This window comes from Xanthomonas sp. NCPPB 3005, assembly GCF_041228095.2.
Lineage (GTDB): Bacteria > Pseudomonadota > Gammaproteobacteria > Xanthomonadales > Xanthomonadaceae > Xanthomonas_A > Xanthomonas_A bonasiae.
Window position 1 is genome coordinate 4316112 of record NZ_CP166096.2, and the last position, 22835, is coordinate 4338946.

The 22835-nt window shown below is 69.3% G+C and carries 21 protein-coding genes; 14 read left to right on the forward strand and 7 right to left on the reverse strand.

The genetic code is table 11. The features are described from left to right. Window positions 1-104 precede the first annotated feature (104 nt). Complete coding sequence (locus tag AB8810_RS18705; RefSeq protein WP_369914498.1) at window positions 105-2435, reverse strand: DUF1631 domain-containing protein; 2331 nt, start codon at window positions 2433-2435, stop codon at window positions 105-107. Between the two features lie 223 nt (window positions 2436-2658). Then, entirely contained in the window at window positions 2659-4899 is a 2241-nt protein-coding gene (locus AB8810_RS18710; protein ID WP_369914499.1) for a DUF1631 family protein, read from the reverse strand. A 155-nt stretch (window positions 4900-5054) separates the two neighbouring features. Here AB8810_RS18710 and AB8810_RS18715 point away from each other — a divergent pair, with 155 nt between their 5' ends. Together AB8810_RS18715 and AB8810_RS18720 are read left to right on the forward strand one after the other, a co-directional pair. Next, the gene (locus AB8810_RS18715; protein ID WP_179568172.1) at window positions 5055-5630 is read left to right on the forward strand and encodes a nitroreductase; all 576 of its coding nucleotides are present in this window, start codon (window positions 5055-5057) and stop codon (window positions 5628-5630) included. Beyond that, window positions 5627-6550: a 5'-3' exonuclease H3TH domain-containing protein gene (locus AB8810_RS18720; protein WP_369914500.1), complete on the forward strand. Its 924-nt coding sequence runs from the start codon at window positions 5627-5629 to the stop codon at window positions 6548-6550. The genes AB8810_RS18715 and AB8810_RS18720 overlap by 4 nt, the downstream gene beginning before the upstream one ends. A gap of 51 nt (window positions 6551-6601) precedes the next feature. Here AB8810_RS18720 and AB8810_RS18725 read toward each other — a convergent pair whose 3' ends face one another. From AB8810_RS18725 to AB8810_RS18735, 3 genes are all read right to left on the reverse strand, one after another. Continuing rightward, on the reverse strand, window positions 6602-7390 hold the full coding sequence (locus tag AB8810_RS18725; protein WP_369914502.1) for a hypothetical protein: 789 nt from the start codon (window positions 7388-7390) through the stop codon (window positions 6602-6604). A gap of 10 nt (window positions 7391-7400) precedes the next feature. Continuing rightward, window positions 7401-8105: a hypothetical protein gene (locus AB8810_RS18730; RefSeq protein WP_369914503.1), complete on the reverse strand. Its 705-nt coding sequence runs from the start codon at window positions 8103-8105 to the stop codon at window positions 7401-7403. A 171-nt stretch (window positions 8106-8276) separates the two neighbouring features. After that, the gene (locus AB8810_RS18735; protein WP_369914504.1) at window positions 8277-9110 is read right to left on the reverse strand and encodes an SDR family oxidoreductase; all 834 of its coding nucleotides are present in this window, start codon (window positions 9108-9110) and stop codon (window positions 8277-8279) included. A gap of 100 nt (window positions 9111-9210) precedes the next feature. Here AB8810_RS18735 and AB8810_RS18740 point away from each other — a divergent pair, with 100 nt between their 5' ends. The 5 genes from AB8810_RS18740 to AB8810_RS18760 all read left to right on the forward strand — a co-directional run bounded on the left by AB8810_RS18740 (window position 9211) and on the right by AB8810_RS18760 (window position 13675). After that, a complete protein-coding gene (locus AB8810_RS18740; RefSeq protein WP_369914505.1) occupies window positions 9211-10128 on the forward strand; it encodes a LysR substrate-binding domain-containing protein in 918 nt (305 codons plus the stop codon). Window positions 10129-10288: 160 nt separating this feature from the next. Further along, window positions 10289-10840 carry an NUDIX hydrolase gene (locus AB8810_RS18745; protein ID WP_179568176.1) on the forward strand — a complete coding sequence of 184 codons (552 nt, stop codon included), beginning with the start codon at window positions 10289-10291 and terminating at the stop codon, window positions 10838-10840. Between the two features lie 7 nt (window positions 10841-10847). Next, a complete protein-coding gene (locus tag AB8810_RS18750) occupies window positions 10848-11633 on the forward strand; it encodes an N-formylglutamate amidohydrolase (RefSeq protein WP_179568178.1) in 786 nt (261 codons plus the stop codon). Window positions 11634-11710: 77 nt separating this feature from the next. After that, window positions 11711-12604: a transglutaminase family protein gene (locus tag AB8810_RS18755; RefSeq protein ID WP_179568180.1), complete on the forward strand. Its 894-nt coding sequence runs from the start codon at window positions 11711-11713 to the stop codon at window positions 12602-12604. A 378-nt stretch (window positions 12605-12982) separates the two neighbouring features. Continuing rightward, on the forward strand, window positions 12983-13675 hold the full coding sequence (locus AB8810_RS18760) for a hypothetical protein (protein ID WP_369914507.1): 693 nt from the start codon (window positions 12983-12985) through the stop codon (window positions 13673-13675). 134 nt (window positions 13676-13809) lie between these two features. On the opposite strand, the gene pip is transcribed toward AB8810_RS18760, so the two are convergent. Beyond that, window positions 13810-14751, reverse strand: a complete 942-nt coding sequence (gene pip / locus AB8810_RS18765) for a prolyl aminopeptidase (RefSeq protein ID WP_179568184.1) — start codon at window positions 14749-14751, stop codon at window positions 13810-13812. A 128-nt stretch (window positions 14752-14879) separates the two neighbouring features. Beyond that, window positions 14880-15713 carry a peptide chain release factor N(5)-glutamine methyltransferase gene (prmC, locus tag AB8810_RS18770; RefSeq protein ID WP_206230690.1) on the reverse strand — a complete coding sequence of 278 codons (834 nt, stop codon included), beginning with the start codon at window positions 15711-15713 and terminating at the stop codon, window positions 14880-14882. 215 nt (window positions 15714-15928) lie between these two features. Here prmC and ahpC point away from each other — a divergent pair, with 215 nt between their 5' ends. The 7 genes from ahpC to AB8810_RS18805 all read left to right on the forward strand — a co-directional run bounded on the left by ahpC (window position 15929) and on the right by AB8810_RS18805 (window position 22668). Further along, entirely contained in the window at window positions 15929-16492 is a 564-nt protein-coding gene (gene ahpC, locus AB8810_RS18775) for an alkyl hydroperoxide reductase subunit C (RefSeq protein WP_039007575.1), read from the forward strand. Between the two features lie 202 nt (window positions 16493-16694). Then, window positions 16695-18284, forward strand: coding sequence for an alkyl hydroperoxide reductase subunit F (ahpF, locus tag AB8810_RS18780; RefSeq protein WP_206258390.1), 1590 nt, complete (start codon window positions 16695-16697; stop codon window positions 18282-18284). A 100-nt stretch (window positions 18285-18384) separates the two neighbouring features. Continuing rightward, complete coding sequence (locus AB8810_RS18785) at window positions 18385-19350, forward strand: LysR substrate-binding domain-containing protein (protein WP_191826797.1); 966 nt, start codon at window positions 18385-18387, stop codon at window positions 19348-19350. A 103-nt stretch (window positions 19351-19453) separates the two neighbouring features. Further along, window positions 19454-20248 (forward strand): hypothetical protein, encoded by a 795-nt coding sequence (locus AB8810_RS18790; RefSeq protein ID WP_369914508.1) that lies wholly within the window; start codon window positions 19454-19456, stop codon window positions 20246-20248. A 98-nt stretch (window positions 20249-20346) separates the two neighbouring features. Next, window positions 20347-20775: a nucleoside diphosphate kinase regulator gene (gene rnk / locus AB8810_RS18795; protein ID WP_191826795.1), complete on the forward strand. Its 429-nt coding sequence runs from the start codon at window positions 20347-20349 to the stop codon at window positions 20773-20775. A gap of 48 nt (window positions 20776-20823) precedes the next feature. Next, entirely contained in the window at window positions 20824-21789 is a 966-nt protein-coding gene (tal, locus tag AB8810_RS18800) for a transaldolase (protein ID WP_369914510.1), read from the forward strand. 309 nt (window positions 21790-22098) lie between these two features. Continuing rightward, window positions 22099-22668, forward strand: coding sequence for a type 1 glutamine amidotransferase family protein (locus AB8810_RS18805; RefSeq protein ID WP_369914511.1), 570 nt, complete (start codon window positions 22099-22101; stop codon window positions 22666-22668). Window positions 22669-22835: the final 167 nt, after the last annotated feature.

Here is a 22835-nt window from a genome sequence, read left to right on the forward strand (position 1 = left end):
GGAACGCCCGGTCGCGGCTGAAGCCGCTCCTACAAGGGCATGCACCGCGCGCAGAGCCTGAGAAGGCGGCGAGACAGAATCCATCCGCCTCGCGCCAACGGCCCTCAATGCAGCGTCGCGTTCTGCGGGTCGAGCCGGTCGATGACGCCCTGCATCGCGCTGTCGAACGCGCCATCGTTGATATGGCTGCGCAGCCGGCCCAGCCGCACCATCACCGCCAGTTCCTCCGGCGAGGCCACGCAGAAGCGCACGCCGCGGCGGTTGACGAACAGCAGCCGCGCCGAGATCGGGCTCACCCACGACAGCTTGCCGGTCTGCACCTTGCCGTCGCGGTCGATGAAATCCAGCCAGGTGCCGATCGCCATCTTGCGGAAGCGGTCGGCATCGGCGTTGTCGAAGTCGTCCACGGTTTCCGGCGTGGTCAGTTCCACCGGCTGCGCCTCCTGCACCGGCGGTTGCGGCAGCGTCACCTGCGGCAGTTCCGGCAGCGGGCGCTCCAGTTCCGGGCGCAGTTCGGCGACCGCCTGCAGCGTGTCGTGCAGCACGTTGATTGCCGAAGCGGCGGCCTCGGCATGCAGGCCGACGCTGGCGAAGACCTTGGTCAGCGGTCCCTGCCAGGCCTGCAGCCAGGGCTTGCCGACGATGTGCCGCTGCGCCTCGGCCGCTTCCTCGAGCAGGCCGTCGGCCAGCGCCAGCGCGTCGCGCACGCCGGCGCCGTCCTCGCCCTCGCGCAGCACCGCCATGGTCAGATGGTGCTGCCACGGCTGGTGCAGGAAGTCGTCCAGCGCCCGCGGCAGCTGCCGGCCCTGCAAGCGCGCCTGCAGTTCCGCCTCGGCGCGCTGCCGCGCCAGTTCCAGCTTTTCCTGGCCGCGCTGGGTCTCGGCGGCGCGGCGCTCGGCGATCTCGATGCGGCGCCGGTGCTGGGCCAGGAACTCGCGGAATTCCTCTTCCAGGGTCAGGAAGATCGCCAGGTTCTCGTTGAACTCGGCGACCAGCCGCTCGATGATCTCCTCGACCTTGCCCATCAGCACGCGCTCGGCCGGGCTCTCGCCGGTATTGCCTTCGCAGGCCTCGGCCAGCGAGTTGAGCAGGCGCCGCGCCGGGTGGGTCTTCTGCACGAACATGCGCCGGTCCAGCAGCGCGACCTTGACGAACGGCACCACCAGCCGCCCGATCAGCTCGCGCGAGCGCCCTTCCAGGTCGCGTTCGTCGAGCATCACGTCGAACAGCATGCCGACCAGGTCGATCGCGTCCTCGTCGACCGGATCCAGCCGCGCATGCGCCGGATCCACGCCGAACTGGGTGGCGTTGGACAACACCTCGCTCTTCAGCCGCTGCGCCAGCGATTCGCCGTCGTCGCCGATCGCCGCGCGCAGCGTGGCGCTGGGCGTGGCCTGCAGCAGCGACAGCACCGAGATCATTTCGCGCTGGCTCAACGAGCGCTGCTGGCCGACCGCGGCGCTGGCCGCGGAGGTGGCGTTCTCGCGCACGCTGCGGGTCTGCTGCAACAGTTCGTGCAGCGCCTCCAGCAACACGCCCTGGCTGCCGCCGGGCAGGTTGGCGCCGGCCTCGGCGTAGCCATCGGTGGCCTGCAGCCGGCCGCGGCTCTCGGCCCAGCGGTTGACGAAGCGGCTGGCCCAGGCCGGCGCGTACTGCTCGTCGTACTCGCCCGCCTCGCCGGCAGCGCCGCTGTCCTCGCCGAACCCGGGGGTGTCGCCGCGTGCCTGGCGCTCTTCCGGCGGCGACGGCGCGCGGCGCGGCGGCGGTGGCGGGCGCGGCCGCGAGATTTCCGGCATCACCCCGGCCCGCGCCAGGCTGTCGTCCAGCTCCTGGTAGAGCTTGCCGATGCCGCCGGTGAGGTCGCGCTCGCACAGCTTGATCAGCACCAGCCGCACTTCCGGGGCGAAATCGCTGGTGGAGAACGCGGCATGCACCGCAACGCCGATGTGTTCGGGGCCGACCGGATTGGTGTCGGCGTCCAGTTCCAGGCCGCCGGCGATCCAGCCCAGGCGGCGGTCGATGCGGCTGAGCACCGGTTTCCATTCGCGCAGCAGCACACTGGCCAGGTTGCGCACCGCCAGCCGCGATTCCAGTTCGTGTTCGGACACCAGGCTCAGGCCCTGGCCGTAGCCGGCCAGCGCCACTTCGGCCGACAGCGGCGCGCCGGCTTCCAGCGCCTGCCAGGCCTGGTCCAGTTGCGCACGGAAGCGCACGCCGATTTCGTCGCGGCGGCGGCGCAGCTCGCGCATGCCGTCCAGGAACAGCAGCTGCGAGGCGCCGGCGCTCTCGGCGCGGTCGAACAGGACGTCGTCGAAATGCGCCAACGCGGCAGCGAACGCCTGCCCCAGCACCGGCAGCATGCCGTCGCGCGCCTGCATCAGCAGATGCGGGTCGCGCGCGGGATGTGCGTGCGGCGAGCTGGGGCTGAAACTCATGCGCGAAGGCTCCGCGCCGGGAGCGGCGCTAGGAAAAGAGTAAAAGGAAGTCGAACGGACACGGCCCCTGTTTCCGCCTCTGCATGGTAGGCAAGGTACCTGAACAGCAACCGTGACGCGCTACACATTTTACGCTCCGGAACGTGACCTCGTCCGTCATCCTAGGCGGTCTTTACGTAACGTCACCTGCAAGACCGTGCGAAACGCGCCTACCCAGGCGCGTTCAGGCCGCGACCGCGACCCGTTCCAACCGGTCCACCGCACCCTGCATCGCGCTGTAGAACGCATCGTCGTCGCGATGCAGGCGCAAGCGATCCAGCTGCACCATCATCGCCAGCGCCTCCGGCGAGGCGACGCACAGGCGGCCGCCGCGGCGGTTGACGAACATCAGCCGCGACGAGATCGGGCTGACCCAGGACAATTTGCCCGGCTGCACGCGCCCTTCGCGATCGACGAAGTCCAGCCAGGTCCCCATCGCCAGGGTGCGGAAATACTCGGCGGTGGTGTGGTCGAAATCGGCCGCCTGCGCCGGCTCGGGCAACGCCGGCACGGTCTCGGCCGCCGGCGTCTCGGCAGCGGCCGGCGCGGGCGCAGGTGCCGGCGCCTGCAGCGGGCGCGCATGCGCCACATCGTCCAGCGCCGTCTGCAAGCCCAGCCAGGCGGCCTCGGCGGCGGCCGCATCCAGGCCGACGCTGGTCCACAGCCGCAACAGCTCGGCGCGCTGCGGCTGCAGCCAGCCGCCCGCCGGCACGCCGCCGCCGGTCTGCGCCTGGCGGCATTGCGCCAGCACCGCATCGCCAAGCGCCAGCGCCGCGCTCACCGCCGCGCCATGGCCGTCGTCGCGCAGCGCCGACTGCTGCAGGTACTGGCACCACGGCTGGCGCAGGAAGGTGTCGATCGGCAACGGCAAGGCCGCACCGTCCGCGTCGCCCTGCACGCGTTCGTCCACGGCCTGTGCGGCCAGCCGCCGCGCCTTGTCGCGGCGTTCCTCGGCGCGCTGCAGCTCGGCCGCGCGGCGCTCGGCGATCTCCACCCGGCGCCGGTACTGCTCGTAGGCGCTGCCGAATTCCGCCTCCAGGGTCAGGAACACCGCCAGGTGCTCGTCGAAATCGCTCACCACCCGTTCCACCACCGCCTGCGCCTGCGCCTGCAGCACCTGCTCGATCGCGCTGTCGCCGGCATTGCCGTCGCAGGCATCGGCCAGCAGATTGAGCAGGCGCCGCGCCGGATGCCCGTCGCGCACGAACAGGCGGCCGTCGATCAGCGCCACCTTGGCCAGCGGCACCAGCATCTGCCCGAGCAGTTCGCGTTGCGCCGGTTGCAGCACGCATTCGTCGAGCATGACCTCGAACAGCAGGCCGACCAGGTCCAGCGTGTCCGCATCGGCCGGCTCCAGGCGGGTGCTGGCCGGATCCAGCCCCAGCGACGCGCCGATCGCCACCACCTGCCGGCGCAGCCCCTGCGCCAGCGGTTCACCGTGTTCGGCGATCGCGGCGAAGCCGGCCAGCGGCGTGGTCTGCAGCAGCGACAGCACCGACAGCAGTTCCCGCGGCGACAGGCTGCGGCGCGCATCCTCGGCGGGATCGGGGGCCGCCGGCTGCGCTTCGTGCAGCAAGGCGCGCAGCGCCGGCGGCAGCACCTCATGGTCGTCGCGGGCATGCGCGTCCAGCACGCGCGCCGCGCGCCGCTGCGCGGCCGACAGCGGCGCGGCGGCATGCCAGCTCTCGAAGAAGCGGCTGATCCAGTCCGGCGCCGCTTCGTCGCCGCTGGCGCCGTTGCGCGGGATGGCGCGGCGGCGGGTGCGCCCCATCGGCAGCGAACGCGCCCGCGCGACCTGGTCCAGGCGCTGCTCCAGCCGCGCGTACAGCTCGCCGACCCGCTCCTGCAGTTCCTGCTCGCAGATCTTGACGATCGCCAGTTGCACCTGCGGCGCCAGCACCAGACCGTGCAGCGCCGCATACACCGCCGCGCCGATATGCTCGGGACCGAACGGGTTGTTGTCGGCATCGATGCGCTGGCCGCCGGCGATGAAACCGAGGAACCGGTTGAGCCGCATCAGTTCCGGGCGCCAGCGGTGCTGGATCGCGCCGGCCAGGTTGCGCACCGCCAGGCGCACGTCCAGCTCCTGTTCGGAGACCAGGCTCAGGTCGCCGCGCTCGCGCGCCAGGGTGCGTTCCACCGACAGCGGGCGACCGGCCTCCAGGGCCTGCCAGGCCTGCGCCAGATGGCCGCGGAAGCGCGCCGCGATCGGCTCGCGCTGCTGCCGCAGCAGCTGGATCGCCTCGAAATAGTCGTTCTGGGTCGGCCCCGCGCGCTCGGCCATGCGGAACAGCGCATCGGCGAGCACGTCCAGGACCTCGCCGAACGCCTCTGCAAGCGGCACCGATACCACGTCCCGGACCTGATCAAGCAGGTCCGAATTGCGGCTGGGCAGCAGCTCCTCGGCATATTCGGCGATTGTCATGGCAGTGTGATACGCAAGCGCAAGTGAGACCGACGTCAATTCGGAAGTTAGCGGCAGATCGAGGATGAAGCTTGACTCTCCGTGTAACCGCGGCATCCGCTGCCGCTTTTGGGCACGCGACTATAATTCGGCGCCCGCCCCACGGAATCGAGACTATGCGCACACTTCATTCGCTGCAAGCGCTGGATGAGCGCCGTTCGGTGCCGTCCAAGCAATTGGGCGAGCCGGGACCCGACGCGGCGACCCTGCTGGCGATGCTGCGCTCGGCGGTGCGCGTGCCCGATCACGGCAAGCTGGTGCCGTTCCGGTTCCTGCGCATCGCCGGCCAGGCGCGCCTGGCGCTGGGCGACTTCCTGGCCGAGCGCACGCTGCAGCGCGACCCGGGCGCCCCGCCCGCCGCGGTGGAGAAGGATCGCGAACGTTTCGCGCATGCGCCGCTGGCGATCGCGGTGATCGCGCGGCTGCAGCGCGAGGAGAAAGTGCCGGAGATCGAGCAATGGCTGACCGCCGGCTCGGTCTGCTTCGCGCTGCTGCAGGCGGCGCAGGCCTACGGCTTCGGCGCGCAGTGGCTGACCGCCTGGATGGCCTACGACGACGCGGTGGCGGCGCGGCTGGGCCTAGCCGAGAACGAGCGCATCGCCGGTTTCATCCATATCGGCACCCCGCGCATGCAGGTGCCCGAGCGCGAGCGTCCCGATCCGCAGCAGCTGCTGAGCGATTGGACGCCGTGAACGCAGCGGCGCCGACGCGGCCGCTGTACCTGGTCGATGCCAGCCTGTACGTGTTCCGCGCCTGGCACTCGATCCCCGACGAGTTCCAGGACGCGCAGGGCTGGCCGACCAACGCGGTGCACGGCTTCGCCCGCTTCCTGCTCGACCTGCTCGAACGCGAGCGCCCGCAGCACATCGCGATCGCCTTCGACGAAGCACTGGACAGCTGCTTCCGCAATCGCCTGTATCCGGCCTACAAGGCCAATCGCGCGCCGGCGCCGGACGCGTTGCGGCGCCAGTTCGCGCACTGCAAGGCGCTGTGCGCGGCGCTCGGCCTGGGCGTGCTGGCGCACCACGACTACGAGGCCGACGACCTGATCGGCAGCGCCCTGCACAGCATGCGCGGCGCCGGTTTCCACGGCGTGATCGTGTCCGCCGACAAGGACCTGTCGCAGTTGCTGCTGCTCGACTTCGACGAACAGTGGGACTACGCGCGCGGCCAGCGCTGGGGCATGGCCGGGGTCAAGGCGCGGCACGGCGTGCACGCGCACCAGATCGCCGACTACCTGGCGCTGACCGGCGATGCGATCGACAACATTCCCGGCGTCACCGGCATCGGCGCCAAGTCCGCGGCGATCCTGCTGGCGCATTTCGGCGACCTGGACACGCTGCTGGCGCGGATCGACGAAGTGGCGTTCCTGCGCCTGCGCGGCGCGGCGCAGATGGCGGTGCGCCTGCGCGAGCAGCGCGAGCACGCGCTGCTGTGGCGACAGCTGGCCACCATCGCACTGGACGCGCCGCTGCATTCGGCCGCACCGGGCTTCGCCCGCGGCCAGGCCGACGCCGACATGCTGCACGGCCTGTGCGAAGCGCTGCGCTTCGGCCCGCTGACCCGGCGCCGCTTGCTGCAGGCGGCGGGGCTGGCGACGGTCGGCGAGTAGCCCACGAAACCAAAAGCAGGCCCCGCCTAGAAACGGAAGGGCCTGCCAACCTCACTGCTTGGGCTGAACGCTCAAGCTCTGCGCGACGCTGTTTACGGTGGATGCTCTCATTTCCGGGTTGTTCTGCGAGAACGTGTTGAGCATCGCCGAGGCACGGATGTCACCGCGCTGCTGTGCGGCCACCAGCGCGCCTGCCATGTACTCCGGGGCCCGATCCACGCCCAGTTCGTAGCGCGCCCGTCCATCGAGATAGGCACCGAAGGGACTGGGATCGGACTGCGCCACCTTAGCCGCAAGCAAAATGGCGTCTAGCGCAGGACTGGTTCCCGAACTGGAGTCCTTGGCCGCCGCCGGCGCTGCACTCGCCGAGGTGATCGCCCGATCTGCATAGAGCATCTGTGCCTTGATATTGCCCGAGCTTGCCATGGCTTTGAGCTCGCTATCCGTAAGCATCCTGCTCTCCAGAACCTCAGAGGGCAAAGGAATACCCAACGCGGCCATCCGCTGTAGCTCATCGGGCGAGGCGAACTCCAGCGCGCCAGCATATTTCGCATTGAAAGATGCGACGTACTGGCGATCCTCCGCTGACAAGCTGCCCAGATAGGTCTCCCAGCTCTGAGCCACTGGCACCTGCTCGTTCGGTCGAAGCGCGTAGTGAGTAGGCACCTCGAGGTTTCCCGCGCTAGGTACGCTGGCACCCGTAGCCGGCGCCGTCAGGGAAGCCGCCGGCTCTGCCGCTTGCTGTTGCGTTGCCGGCTGCGGATTACACGCAGCGAGCACCAGTGCGATTGCGGTTGCGGTTGCGGTTGCGGTTGCGGTTGCGCTGAATAGTGTCTTCATGATGTTCTCCTTAGAAGCAGCCGTTCGCGCGCATATCCGCCGCAAATTGTGCACAATTTCGATCGGCGAAATTACTGTTGTACGCATCGGTCGCAGTGGTCGACGTCTGCACAACACCGGCGTAAAGGTTGGCCCAACCTGTGCATATCGCATCACCGTTGCAGGCTGTAAGCATCGATGCCGAGAATGCAGCATCGCAGCTGACTTTACCTGCTTGCATCGCATAGCAGCGGTCATGCTGGTTGCATGCACTCAAGAAACTGACACCGGAGGACGACGGGGCGTCGAGATTCCCTGAATAGTTGGCGCCCGCTACCTGCCCCGCGACAGCGCTAGCCAACGTATTGCTCCAACCACCCACACCGCAGCCATTTGGCTGCCAGGCGGGCCTGCCGGTAACGGGGAGCAAAGGAGAGGGTGGTGGAGAGGCAGTGTTGCAGTTGGCGGGTTGCTGCGTCTTGACGATCTGGCAGAATTCGAACTTAGTCACATTGACCACACCGCCACCGCTGCCTTCCATTGGCAGCTGGTTGTACTTGATGGTCCCGCCGCTGTTCGCAACCATGATCCCTTGGCATGCCTGCCCTCGACACGACACAGACCAACCATCCGAGGTAGTGGCGGTGACTTGCACGGTGGGGAGAGTGTTCTGGGCTATTGCCCAGCAGGGCAGGAAAACGACGACCGCGATCGCGGCGCGTATCAAAGGCTTCATATGCGTCCTTTCAATGATGAGTTATGCCTGAACGGCCCTTTAATAGTCCATGAATGGTACGCGTAAATTTTTGATACTCATCACATTTATCCCTGAAATAGATCTACACCGCTGCTGTCGGTGGCTTTAGTTGAGGACGCCATAGGCCGGCCGGCGTGTCGCCGCTTGCGCTCAGCCCGCCGAATCGAACTGCGCCCGCATCAGCGCCATGTAGCGCTCCTCGGAGGTCTCGCGCCGCGCCGCCAGCAGCGGCACGATGTCCTGGGTCGCCACGTAGCGCAGGCGCGGGCCGGTGTCGGTGGTCGCCTGGAAGATCACCTCCGCCACCTCCTGCGAGGTCGACAGGCGCGTGGCGCGCAGGCCGTCGAACACCTTGGCGCTGTGCGCCACGAAGCCGGCATAGGCCTCCGGCGGTGCGGCGCCCGTGGTGGCTTCCTGCGCCGAGCGCTGGCCGAAGCCGGTGTCCAAGACGCCGCCCGGCTCGACGATGCGTACCGCGATGCCCAGCGCCCGCAATTCGTAGGACAAGGATTCGGAGAACCCTTCCAGGGCGAACTTGCTGGCGTTGTACAGCGAGATCATCGGCAGGCCGAACACGCCCGCGCCGGAACTGACGTTCACGATGGTGCCGGCGCCACGAGCGCGGAAATGCGGCAGCAGCGCCCGCGTCACGTCCATCACGCCGAACACGTTGACGTCGAACTGTTCCTGGATCTTCGCCCGCGGCGTGGACTCGAACACGCCGAACAGGCCGAAGCCGGCGTTGTTGACCAGCGCGTCGATGGCGCCGAAGCGCGCGATGCCGGCGTCGATCGCCGCGGCGATGCTGTCGCGGTCCTGCACGTCCAGGCGCGCGACCACCACCTCGGGGCCGGCCAGCGCCGCGCCGGCCGCCGGATCGCGCATGGTGGCGACGACGTTCCAGCCGCGCGCGGCGAACAGCTGCGCGCTGGCGAGCCCGAACCCGGACGAGACGCCGGTAATCAGGACGGTGGGTTTGCGCATGACGGCGATTCCTTGTGCGAGGTGTACCGCCATGATCGACCCGCCCCACCCATGAGACAATCCGACCAATCCCGCATGCAGTACTGAACAGGATCGCACAATGCCCCGTCCCGCCCTGAGCGAATTGCAGGCGGTCGTCGCCGTCGCCAAGCAGCGCAGCTTCCGCGGTGCCGCCACCGCGCTGGGCGTGTCGGCATCGGCGCTCAGTCACGCGGTCGCCGCGCTGGAACAGCGCATGGGCGTGCGCCTGTTCCATCGCACCACCCGCAGCGTCGCCCTGTCCGACGCCGGCGAACGCTTCCTTGCCCGCATCGCGCCCGCGCTGCGCGAGATCGATGCGGCGATCGAGGACGCCAATGCGTTCCGCGACAGCCCCACCGGCAGCTTGCGCCTCAATACCTCCGAAGGCGCCGCGCGCCTGCTGATGCCGGCGATCCTGGCGTTCCTGGCGCGCTACCCCGAGGTGCGGCTGGACATCGTCACCGACGGCCGCCTGGTGGACATCGTGGAGGAAGGCTTCGATGCCGGCATCCGCTTGGCGGAACTGGTGCCGCAGGACATGGTCGCCATCCCCTGTTCGGCGCCGCTGCGCTTCATCGTGGCCGGCGCGCCGGACTACTTCGCCCGCCACGGCGCGCCGCGCACGCCGGCCGACCTGCGCGGGCACACCTGCATCCGCAGCCGCTACCCGCAGGGCGGCGCGGTCTATCGCTGGGAATTCGCCAAGCGCGGACAGCAGCAGCTGATCGACGTGGAAGGCATGTTGACGCTGGACAATTCCACGCTGCTGATCGACGCCGCGCTGGCGGGCGTCGGGCTGATCTGGACCCATGAGGCCTCGATCGCCCAGCACCTCACGCACGGCGCGCTGGTCGCCGCGCTGGAAGACTGGTGCCCCCGGTTCCCGGGACTATGCCTCTACTACCCCGGCCACCGCCACGTCCCCGCCGCGCTGCGCGCCTTCATCGAGGTGCTGCGCGAGCACGACGCCGCGCATGCCTTCCCGGCGAAGCGGTAGCGCGCCGCTTGTGGCGCCTGGGTCTCTCGCCTTCGAACACGGCAAGCGGCGCGCGGCGCCATGGCATCGCCGCGACGTCGATGGCCCTACACTTCGGTGATCCGGCGATCGCGATCCGCGGCGCCCACCTTCTTCCTTCCGAACCGAGCGAACGCTACCCATGACCCGCCACGATTCCCCGCCCCGCATCGTCTACGAAGGCAAATACCAGCGCATGGTGGTGCGCGGCACCTGGGAGTATTCCGAACGGGTGCACGCCGGCGGCCTGGCCGCGATCATCGTCGCGGTGACGCCGGACGACGAGGTGCTGTTCGTCGAGCAGTTCCGCGTGCCGCTGCAGGCGCGCACCATCGAGATGCCGGCCGGGCTGGTCGGCGACATCGACGCGGGCGAATCGATCGAAGTGTCGGCGGTGCGCGAACTGGAGGAAGAGACCGGCTGGACCGCCGACCACGCCGAGGTGCTGATGATCGGCCCGACCTCCTCCGGCGCCAGCAACGAAAAGGTCGCCTTCGTCCGTGCCAGCGGCCTGCGCAAGGTCGGCGACGGCGGCGGCGATGCCAGCGAGGACATCACCGTGCACACGGTGCCGCGCGCCCGCGCGGCGGCCTGGCTGGTGCAGAAGATGGGCGAAGGCTACGAGCTGGACGCCAAGCTGTGGGCCGGGCTGTGGATGATCGAGCACCAGTTGGACGGCACCCCGCGTGGCTGAGCCGACGATGCACGCGGATGCCGCGCCGTCCCTGCTCGGCGCCGGCGATCCGCCGCCCTACACCGTGTACCAGGCGCACGGCCGTTCGCCCTACCTGCTGATCGCCGACCACGCCGGGCAGCGGGTGCCGCAGGCGCTGGCCGACCTGGGCCTGCCGCAGCGCGAACTGGACCGGCACATCGGCTGGGACATCGGCATCGCCGGCGTCACCGCCGACCTGGCGCAGGTGCTGGACGCGTTCGCGATCGTGCAGACCTATTCGCGGCTGGTGATCGACTGCAACCGGCCGCTGTCGGCGCCGGGTTCGATCGCCGAGGTCAGCGACGGCACCGTGGTGCCGGGCAACCAGGGGCTGGACGCCGCCGCGCGCGCGGCGCGCGTCAGCGCGATCTTCACGCCCTACCACGCGCGCATCGCCGCGGAACTGGACCGGCGCCGCGACGCCGGCCTGACCACCATCCTGATCGCGATGCACAGCTTCACCCCGGCAATGGCGGGCGAGTCCCGGCCCTGGCATGCCGGCGTGCTGTACCAGCGCGATGCGCGCTTCGCGCAGGCGCTGCTGGCCGAACTGCGCGCCGAGCCGGGCCTGGTGGTCGGCGACAACCAGCCGTATTCGGTCAGCGACGCCACCGACTACGCGATCCCGGTGCACGCCGAGGCGCGCGGCCTGGCGCACGTGGAACTGGAGATCCGCCAGGACCTGATCGCCGACCGTGCAGGACAGCGGCAATGGGCACAGCGCTTGCTCAGCATGCTGAATCGGTTGCAAGCTGCCTTCACACCGGGCTGAGCGCAGGCTGCGCACTCTCGGTGCATCGCCGTCCAATCGGACGCCCCCTCGCTGCATGCACCGGACCCCCTGCCCCCATGCTCATCCGCCTCGGCTACGAGATCCGCTACCGTTTCCTGCAGCCTACCCCGGTGCTGGCGATGCTCGACATCCACGACAGCCGCCGCACCGACATCGTCGTGGCCACCGCGCTGCAGACCGAGCCGGCGATTCCGCTGCGCGGCTATCGCGACCAGTTCGGCAACAGCTGCACGCGCATGCTGGCCCCGGCCGGCGTGCTGACCCTGCGCGCCGACGCGGTGGTGCGCGACAGCGGCCTGCCCGACCAGTACCGCTACGACGCGCCGCAGACCCCGGTGGAGCAGCTGCCGGACGACACCCTGATGTACCTGCTCGGCAGCCGCTACTGCGAGACCGACCTGCTCAGCGGCATGGCCTGGGACCTGTTCGGCAGCGCGCCGACCGGCTGGGCGCGGGTACAGGCGATCTGCGACTACGTGCATGCGCAGATCGAATTCGGCTACGAGCACGCGCGCCCGACCAAGAGCGCGGCGCAGGCGCTGCAGGAAGGCCGCGGCGTGTGCCGCGACTTCGCCCACTCGGCGATCGCGCTGTGCCGCTGCATGAACATCCCGGCGCGCTACTGCACCGGCTACCTGGGCGACATCGGCGTGCCCGCCTCGGCGGCGCCGATGGATTTCTCCGGCTGGTTCGAGGCGTTCCTGGACGGGCAGTGGTACACCTTCGATGCGCGCCACAACCTGCCGCGCATCGGCCGGGTGCTGATCGCGCGCGGCCGCGACGCCGCCGACGTGGCGATCAGCAACACCTTCGGCTACAACACGCTGGAATCGTTCGTGGTGTGGACCGACGAAACCGACCAGGCACGGCTGGATCCGCGTCCTGCCAGCGCCGCGGGGGTCGCCGGCAACGGCGCTGCGGCGCTGCGGACCGAGGGACTCTACCTGTAGGGCGGTTTCGCCCAGATGCGGCCGCATCCCGCAGTGGCTTGCGGGATCGGCGCAGCGGTCGCGACGGGCAGTACCGACAGCGTCCGGCGCAACCGGTGGCCCGAAGCCATCCCGGCGGTCGCGCCTTCGGGAACATGGGGCTAGGCGCTGGACGGGCCGGCCGTTTGTGGGAGGGACTTCAGTCCCGACTGCAGCGAACCGCCAGGCTTCGGTCGCCATTTCATCCGCCCGCCGGGAACCTTCCCCGACACGACACCATGGTCCCGCGGCGAAAAGGAAGCGACGCGCGCTGCGTGGCCGGCGGCGACACACCACGGCAAGAGCGCGCGAACGCCGCGCCGTAGCATCGTCGGACTCGTTGCCAGTCGGAGTCTTGCCGTGCCCGTTCGCCGTCGCTGTCCCCCTCTTCTGCTGCTGGTGCTGATGCTGCAGGTCCCGGCGTTCGCGCAACAGGTCGCCACCGACCCGCCGACGCAATGGCAAGCCGACGCCAAGGCCAACAAGAAAGCCGCCAAGCAGGCAGAAAAGGCCGCCGAGCGCGCGGTGCCGCGGCAAACGGCCGCCGCCGGCGGACCCGCGCCTGACGGCGAAGGCCCGGGCGGTGGTCAGGGAGGACCGGGCGGTCCAGGCGGCGAAGGCGGCCCGCCGGGCGGCCCCCCCGGCGGCGGATCCGGCGCACGCCGCGCCAGCGGTCCGCTGCAGATGCTGCGTCCGGAGATGGACTTCGCCGCGCCGTTGACCGATACGCTGCTGCTGTACCGCACCCGCGAATCGGTGGTGTTCGGCCGCCCCGGCAGCAGCGACGTGGTGATCCTGCCGCTGTCCGGCGCGCACGTGCAGATCGCGCCCGGCGTGCAGGCGCTGCTGCACGACAACCCCGACGGCATGGTGGTGGAAATCAGCACCAGCAACGGCATCCGCGTGTCCTACCGCTACACCACCGATGTGCAGGATGCGGACAGCCTGCGGGTGCACATCCGCGCCGAAGGCCATGCCGAATCGCAGCGCGGCGGGGTGTTCGAGGTCGATCGCGTGTACCACCGTGGAAACGCCGCAAAACGAAAGCGTTGAGCCGCGTCGCGGCGCCTGCAACGCCGGCAGCGCGCAGGCATCGCGGATGCCTCGCAACCTGGCCCGATCCAGGCCCACGGCGTGGACATTGCCGCATACCGTGCGCCGCGGGTGCGGCGCACGGCATGCCCGCCTCAGGCGAAGGCGTCGGTGGCGCGCACCAGGGCGTCGACGTTCTCGACCTCGAACGCGGAATGGCCCGCGCTCGGGGTGATCTCAAGCGTCGCCTTCGGCCAGGCCTTGTGCAGCTCCCAGGCGCTCTGCAGCGGGCACACCACGTCGTAGCGGCCCTGCACGATCACCCCGGGGATGTCGGCGATCCTGCCGGCGTCGCGCAGCAACTGGTCTTCGACCTCGAAGAAGCCGCCGTTGACGAAGTAGTGGTTCTCGATGCGCGCGAACGCCAGCGCGAACTGCGCGTCCTCGTGGCCGCTGACGAAATCCGCGTCCACGTGCAGGAAGCTGGTGGCGCCTTCCCACACGCTCCACGCGCGCGCCGCGGCCAGGCGCGTGGCCTGGTCGTCGCTGGTGAGGCGGCGATGGAACGCGGAGATCAGGTCGGCGCGCTCCACCGGCGGAATCGCGGCGACGTAGTGCTCCCAGGCATCGGGGAACAGCCGGCTGGCGCCTTCCTGATAGAACCACTCCAGTTCCCAGCGGCGCAGCATGAAGATGCCGCGCAACACCAGCTCGGTGACGCGCTGCGGATGGGTCTGCGCGTAGGCCAGCGCCAGGGTCGAACCCCAGCTGCCGCCGAACACCTGCCAGCGCGCGATGCCGAGCGTTTCGCGCAGCGTCTCGATGTCGGCGACCAGATCCCAGGTGGTGTTGTCGACCAGGTCCGCATGCGGGGTGGAGCGGCCGGAGCCGCGCTGGTCGAACAGCACGATGCGGTACTTGGCCGGATCGTGGAAGCGACGCATCTTGGCATTGCAGCCGCCGCCCGGCCCGCCGTGCAGCAGCACCACCGGCTTGCCCTGCGGGTTGCCGCACTGTTCGTAGTACAGCGTGTGGCGGGCGTCCACCGGCAGCATGCCGCTGTCGAACGGTTCGATCTCGGGATACAGCGTACGCATGGCGGCTCCTGCTCGAAAACGGTGCTTGAAAACCGGATTTTACCCGCGGATGGCGTGGCCCTGCGGCGTCCGCCGTCGCCGTTCGCTCACGCCGGCTTCCGGCGCAGACACGGCTGGCGGCGCTCGAATCAGCCAGCCGGCCAACATCCCAGGCTGACCCGGTCGCGCGCTTCCAGGTCCTGGTAGGTCGCCACGGCATCGAAGCCGGCATCCGCCAGCAGCGCGCGCACGCCCTCGCCCTGCTCCCAGCCGTGCTCCAGCAGCAGCCAGCCGCCCGGCAGCAGATGCGCCGATGCGCCGGCGACGATCAGCCGAATGTCGTCCAGGCCGTCGGCGCCGGATGCCAGTGCGCTGGCCGGTTCGTAGCGCAGGTCGCCCTGCGCCAGGTGCGGGTCGCCGGCGGCGATGTAGGGCGGGTTGCTGGCGATCAGGTCGAAGCGCTGACCGGCCAGCGGCGCCAGCCAGGGACCGTGGGCGAAACGGACGTTGTGCAGGCCGTGCGTGCGCGCATTGGCTTGCGCCACCGCCAGCGCCGCGTCGCTCAGGTCGGTGGCCAGCACCTGCGCCTGCGGCCGTTCGCTGGCCAGCGCCAGCGCGATCGCGCCGCTGCCGGTGCCCAGGTCGGCGGCGCGGCGGCCCGGCGCCGTGTCCAGCCGCTCCAGCGCCAGTTCCACCAGGCGCTCGGTGTCCGCGCGCGGGATCAGCGTGGCCGGGCCGACCGCCAGGTCCAGGGTCCAGAAGCCGCGACGACCGGTCAGATAGGCCACCGGTTCGCCCTGCGCGCGCCGCGCCAGCAGGGCATCGAAGCGCTCCGCCGCCGCCGTGGGCAACGGATCGCGGGCGTGCGCGAACAGCCAGGCGCGGTCGCGCTGCAGGGCGTGGATCAGCAAGGCTTCGGCATCGGCGCGGTCGATCCGCGCGCTGGCCGCGCGCAGCAGGGACTCGGGGGTGGGGGCGTTCATCGGCGTCACGATGCCGCAGCGGCCTGGAAAAGCCAACGTGGTAGAACCATTGAACGGTGTGCGCCCACCGCAGCGCAGCAAAGAGCCAGGCTTGAATAGCGATAGGCAAACTCTATCTATTCAATTCCATCAATCGATTTGAGATATCTATCGACCCCTCCTATGATGAGCCTCGTTCTATCCCCCGTTCCCCTTCGCAACCACGAGGAAACTCCATGTCTCTGATCAACACCCAGGTCCAGCCGTTCAAGGCCAACGCCTACAAGAACGGCGAATTCATCGAAGTCACCGACGCGGACCTGAAGGGCAAGTGGTCGGTGCTGATCTTCATGCCGGCCGCCTTCACCTTCAACTGCCCCACCGAAGTGGAAGACGCCGCCGACAATTACGCCGAGTTCCAGAAGATCGGCGCCGAGGTCTACATCGTCACCACCGACACCCATTTCTCGCACAAGGTGTGGCACGAGACCTCGCCGGCCGTCGGCAAGGCGCAGTTCCCGTTGGTCGGCGACCCGACCCACCAGCTGACCCGCGCGTTCGGCGTGCACATCGACGAGGAAGGCCTGGCCCTGCGCGGCACCTTCGTGATCAACCCGGAAGGCGTGATCAAGACGCTGGAAATCCACGACAACGCGATCGCCCGCGACGTCACCGAGACCCTGCGCAAGCTCAAGGCCGCGCAGTTCGTCGCCTCGCATCCGGGCGAAGTGTGCCCGGCCAAGTGGAAGGAAGGCGAAAAGACCCTGAAGCCGTCGCTGGACCTGGTCGGCAAGATCTAAGCCGCGCCCCACTCCCATCTCCGCCGTTTCGGCGGGGGTGGGGGTGAACCGCAGCCCGCGTCGCGGCCGGTACGCCCGCCTCACGCCAGCCACCGGCAGCGCGCGCCGGCTGCGGTTCACCCCTCCTCCCAATTCTTTACGGCGCTCTGCCCCCGCGGCAGCAACGCCTTCCCCTCGCTTTGCCCATCGTCAGGAGTCCGCCATGTTGGATGCCGATCTGAAAACCCAGTTGAAGGCTTACCTGGAGCGGGTCGTTCGGCCCATCCACATCACCGCGTCGGTGGACGACGGCGCCAAGTCGCGCGAGATGCTCGACCTGCTCGAGGACCTGGTGCTGCTGTCGGACCAGATCAGCCTGGACGTGCACCGCGACAGCGCCGAGCGCACCCCGTCGTTCGCGCTGACCAGTCCCGGCCACGACATCCACCTGCGCTTCGCCGGGCTGCCGCTGGGCCACGAGTTCACCTCGCTGGTGCTGGCGCTGCTGCAGGTCGGCGGGCATCCGTCCAAGGCCACCGCCGAGGTCATCGAGCAGGTGCGCAACCTGCCCGGCGAGTACGTGTTCGAGACCTATTTCTCGCTGTCCTGCCAGAACTGCCCGGACGTGGTGCAGGCGCTGAACCTGGCCGCGGTGCTGAACCCGAACATCAAGCACGTGGCGATCGACGGCGCGCTGTTCCAGGACGAGGTGGAGGCGCGGCAGATCATGTCGGTGCCCACCGTGTACCTCAACGGCGAAGTGTTCGACCAGGGCCGCATGAGCCTGGAGCAGATCGTGGCCAAGCTCGATACCGGCGCGGCCAAGCGCGACGCGGCCAACATCGCGGCCAAGGCGCCGTTCGATGTGCTGGTGATCGGCGGCGGCCCGGCCGGCGCGGCGGCGGCGATCTATGCGGCGCGCAAGGGCATCCGCACCGGCGTGGCGGCCGAGCGTTTCGGCGGCCAGGTGCTGGACACCATGGCGATCGAGAACTTCATTTCGGTGCAGGAGACCGAAGGCCCGAAGATGGCCGCGGCGCTGGAGCAGCACGTGCGCCAGTACGACGTGGACATCATGAACCTGCAGCGCGCCGAGCAGCTGATTCCGGCCGGCGCCGACGGCCTGGTCGAGATCAGGCTGGCCAACGGCGCGTCGCTGAAGAGCCGCAGCGTGATCCTGTCCACCGGCGCGCGCTGGCGGCAGATGAACGTGCCCGGCGAGGACCAGTACCGCAACAAGGGCGTGGCCTATTGCCCGCACTGCGACGGCCCGCTGTTCAAGGGCAAGCGCGTGGCGGTGATCGGCGGCGGCAACTCCGGCGTGGAGGCGGCGATCGACCTGGCCGGCATCGTCAGCCATGTCACCCTGGTCGAGTTCGACGCCAAGCTGCGCGCCGACGAAGTGCTGCAGCGCAAGCTGCGCAGCCTGGGCAACGTGGACATCCTCGTCAACGCGCAGAGCACCGAGGTGCTGGGCGACGGCAGCAAGGTCACCGGGCTGGTCTACAAGGACCGCGTCGGCGGCGACGTCCACCGCGTGGCGCTGGAAGGCATCTTCGTGCAGATCGGCCTGCTGCCCAACACCGAATGGCTGCAGGGCACGGTGGCGCTGTCGCCGCGCGGCGAGATCGTCGTCGACGACCGCGGCCAGACCTCGCTGCCCGGCGTGTTCGCCGCCGGCGACGCCACCACGGTGCCGTACAAGCAGATCATCATCGCCATGGGCGAAGGCTCCAAGGCGGCGCTGAGCGCGTTCGACCACCTGATCCGCAGCAGCGCGCCGGTCAGCAGCGCGGTCGCCGAAGCGGCCTGATGCGCGATCGCCCCGCGCCGCGACCCGGCGCGGGGCCTATGCTGTCCCGGGGGGCGACTGGCCCCACGCCGCGCCGAACGCACCGCCAAGGAACCTGCCGATGAACCTGCGTGATCTGAAATACCTGGTGGCGCTGGCCGATCACAAGCATTTCGGGCGCGCCGCGGCGGCCTGTTTCGTCAGCCAGCCGACGCTGTCCACGCAGATCAAGAAGCTCGAGGACGAACTGGGCGTGCCGCTGGTCGAGCGCGCGCCGCGCAAGGTCATGCTGACCCCGGCCGGGCGCGAGGCGGCCAGCCGCGCGCGCGGCATCGTTGCCGAGATCGAGCAGATGAAGGAAGCAGCGCGGCGCAGCCAGGACCCGGAAGCGGGCACGGTGCGCCTGGGCATCTTCCCGACGCTGGGCCCGTACCTGCTGCCGCACGTGATCCCGGGCATCCGCGAGCGCTTCCCGCAACTGGAACTGCTGCTGATCGAGGAAAAGAGCGACGTGCTGCTGACCCGATTGCGCGAAGGCCGGCTGGATGCGGCGCTGCTCGCGCTGCCGCTGCACGACGACCAACTGCATACCGAATTCCTGTTCGAGGAACCGTTCGTGCTGGCGGTGCCGGATAGCCATCCGCTGGCCCAGCGCGATTCGTTGAGCCTGAGCGAACTGCACCAGCAACGGCTGCTGCTGCTGGAGGACGGCCACTGCCTGCGCGAGCAGGCCTTGGACGTCTGCCATCTGTCCGGCGCGCTGGAAAAGGCCGAATTCCAGGCCACCAGCCTGGAAACGCTGCGGCAGATGGTGGCCGCCAATGTCGGCGTGACCCTGCTGCCCTTGCTGGCGGTGCAGCCGCCGGTGACCAACTCGTCCAATATCCACCTGCTGCGCTTCGACGATGCCTCCGGCCCGAGCCGGCGCATCGCGATGCTGTGGCGCCGCAGCTCGGCGATGAGCGATTTCCTGGAGCAGTTGGCGCAACTGTTCAAGGCGCTGCCCGAGGCGCTGCTGTCGGCCAAGGCCGCACCGTCGGCGCTCGCCCCGACGGCCGCCGCGCTGCCCCGCGCCGCGACGCTCTGAGCACGGCACCGCGCCATTGGCGCAAGGCGCGCGGGCGACGCTAACGCCCGGTTTACGGCCGACGGTGCGACAATCCCGCGATTACCTGTGTAGAGGAATGCGGATGACGTCTATTGGAACCGTGCTCGGCCGCCATCGCAACAATGCGACGCTGTCGATCCTGGTCATGCTGTTCGGCGTGGCGTTGCTGGCCTGCGGCGTGCTGCTGTTCGCGGTGCGCGACAAGGTCGCGCCGGAAGCGGCGCAGACGCTGCAATGGATCATGCTCGGCCTGGCCCTGGTCGGCGTGTTGACCCTCCTGCTGGGCTGGGCGATCCGCCGCGGCGGCTGGGAACAGGGCGAGCTGGGCGTGCGCCAGTTTCCCGAGCGCAGCGACGGCACCTATCTCTATCGCGACATCGTCGAGACCTGCCAGTTCTACCGTGCCGGCCTGTCGGTCAACCTGGGCTGGCGGCGCGAAGGCCAGGAACAGTGGCAGGCCGCCAACGGCAACATCGGCGGCTACTACAAGTTCCTCGACCGCTTCATGCACGGCTACCTGCAGGCGCGCGTGCCGGTGCTGATGGCCAAGCTCGATGCCGGGCAGACGCTGAGTTTCCGCATGGTCACCACCGCCGGCGCGATCCGCCGCGAATTCGCGGTCAACATGAAGGGCTTCACCCGTGGCCCGCTCGAGACGGTGCAGCTGAGCCGCGAGCGCATCGCCTTCGCCGGCAACGAGGTCCGCATCGACGACATCGTCGGCATGGACGTGTCGGCGTGGACCTCGCGCCTGCAGTTCCAGCTGCGCGGCGGCAGCAAGGTCAGCGTCAGCTATACCGCCTTGTTCGACGGCCCGCTGCTGCTGGCGGTGCTGGAGCAACTGCTGCCTGCGCAGCCGCAAGCTACCGCTGTCTGAGCGCGGCCACCGGCTCTGCGGCCGGTGCCACGCAGCAGCCAGCGCCATCCGGGCGGCGCCTCGCAGCGCCGCCTTTTTCTTGACCCAAGGAGTCTGTCATGTCCTCGCAACCGCAAAGCGGCCTGCCCCCTTCACTGATCGTGTCCAGCCACGACCTGGCCCGTCTGGAGGCCTTGCTCGAATCCCCCGCATTGCAGCAGCACCCGGCCGCGCTCGCGCTGGGCGCAGAACTCGGCCGCGCCACGGTGGTGCCGCCCGAACAGATTCCCGCCGGCATCGTCGCCATGCACTCGCGCGTGGAATGCGAAGACGAACTGCACGGCGAACGCCACCAACTGACCCTGGTCTATCCGCACGAAGCCGATGCCGCGCAAGGCCGCATCTCGGTGCTGGCGCCGGTCGGCAGCGCCCTGCTCGGCCTGGCCGTGGGCCAGTCGATCGACTGGCAGGGCCCCGGCGGCCGTGCGCTGCGGCTGCGCGTGCTCGCGGTGCAGGCCGCAAGCGACTTCGCGCCTGCGGCGGGTTAACGTGCGCGGGTTTATCCTCCATTTCATCCGTTCCGAGAGATACCGATGATGTCTTCCGCTCCTTCCAAACTGGCCCAGCTGCGCGAGTTGTCCGTGGTCGTGGCCGATACCGGCGACTACGATGCGATCAAGCGGCTCAAGCCGGTCGACTGCACCACCAACCCGACCCTGGTGAAGAAAGCCCTGGATTTGCCGGTCTACGCCGAGCTGATCGACGAGGCGCTGGCCTGGGCGCGCAGCCAGGACGGCGACCACGCCGCCCTGGTCGACGAGATCGCCGACCGCCTGACCATCGGCGTGGGCAGCAAGCTCAGCGCGCTGGTGCCCGGGCGCGTGTCCACCGAGGTGGACGCCGACCTGGCCCACGACACCGCCGCGACCATCGCCAAGGCGCACAAGTTCATCGCCATGTACGCCGAACGCGGCGTGCCCAAGGACAAGATCCTGATCAAGGTCGCCGCGACCTGGGAAGGCATCGAGGCCGCGCGCCAGCTGCAGAAGGACGGCATCGACTGCAACCTGACGCTGATCTTCAACCGCACCCAGGCACTGGCCTGCGCCGAGGCCGGCGTGTTCCTGATCTCGCCGTTCGTCGGTCGCATCCTGGACTGGTACGTGGCCAACGGGCAGACCCCGGCCAGCATCGACGACGACCCGGGCGTGCAGTTCGTGCGCGGCGTGTATGCCGAGTTCAAGCGCCGCGGCTCGCAGACCGTGGTGATGGGTGCCTCGTTCCGTTCCACCGCGCAGATCGAGGCGCTGGCCGGCTGCGACCGCCTGACCATCTCGCCGGAGCTGCTGGAAAAGCTCGATGCCGACCATGGCGAGCTGCCGCGCAAGCTGTCGCCCGGCCAGGCCGACGGCGCGCAGATCGCGCCGATCGATGCCAAGCAGTTCGCCACCGACCTGGCCGCCGATCCGATGGCGACCGAGAAGCTGGCCAGCGGCATCGACACCTTCGCCAAGGACCTGCAGGCGCTGCGCGACACGATCCGGCAGAAGCTGGCGGCCTGAGCGCAGCCTGCAACGGCACGACCCAGGAGCGGCGGCAACGCCGCTCCTTTTTTGCGGGGAATGGGAAAGCGGGAATGGGGAATGGGCGAAGCGGGTCTCCGCTTTGCGTTCGATTCCCGATTCGCTGCGGACTCCATCGTAGTTGAGACGCGATAGCCCGCTGCACACAGCGTGGATGCGGCAACGCGGTCTGACGCCAAGGACACGCACAGACCCGATGCACGCGTGACAGCGGTCGTGCGGCATAGCGTTGGCGCCGCCGCAACTCTCCGCTCGCTATGCTGCCTACCTCACAGCAGAGGGACGGCAATGGCAACGATCGCGGTAGTGATGGTCGACGGCGTGGCGGACTGGGAGATCGGCACCGTCCTGCCGGCGGCGCGGGCCTGGTTCGGCGACGAGATACGGGTCGCCAGCATCGACGGCAAACCGGTCACCTCGATCGGCGGACTGAACCTGCATCCGGAGTACGCGTTGTCGGACCTGGCGCCGCTGGAAGCGGACCTGTGGCTATTGCCGGGCAGCGAACGCTGGCAGGCCGGCGAGATTCCCGGACTCAGCGCGCTGCTGCAGCAACGCATCGACGCCGGGCGCGCGGTCGCGGCGATCTGCGGTGCGACCCTGGCGCTGGCCTACGCCGGGCTGCTCGACACGCGGCCGCATACCAGCAATTCCGAAGCCTTCCTGCGCGAGCACGCCAGCGTCTACGCCGGGACGGCGCACTACCTGGATCAGAAAGTGGCCAGCGCCGACGGACTGATCACCGCACCCGGCACCAGCCCGGTCAGCTTCGCGGTGGAATGCCTGCGCGTGCTGCATCCCGAGCGCGAGGAACAGATCACGCAGATGCGGCAGATGTTCGCGGCCGAGTTCGTGTAGTGCGGCCAGTGCCGACTGTCATGCAGACGACGGCGGCGACGGTTGCCTACACTAGTCGCCGCCGTAGGCCCAGGCACGACAACTGCGCCATGCAGCGCGCCTGCGTGGACTGAGCGCGTCGCCGCGCCGGGCAATGGCGACCACGCGACAACGGGTGTCGCGATGGC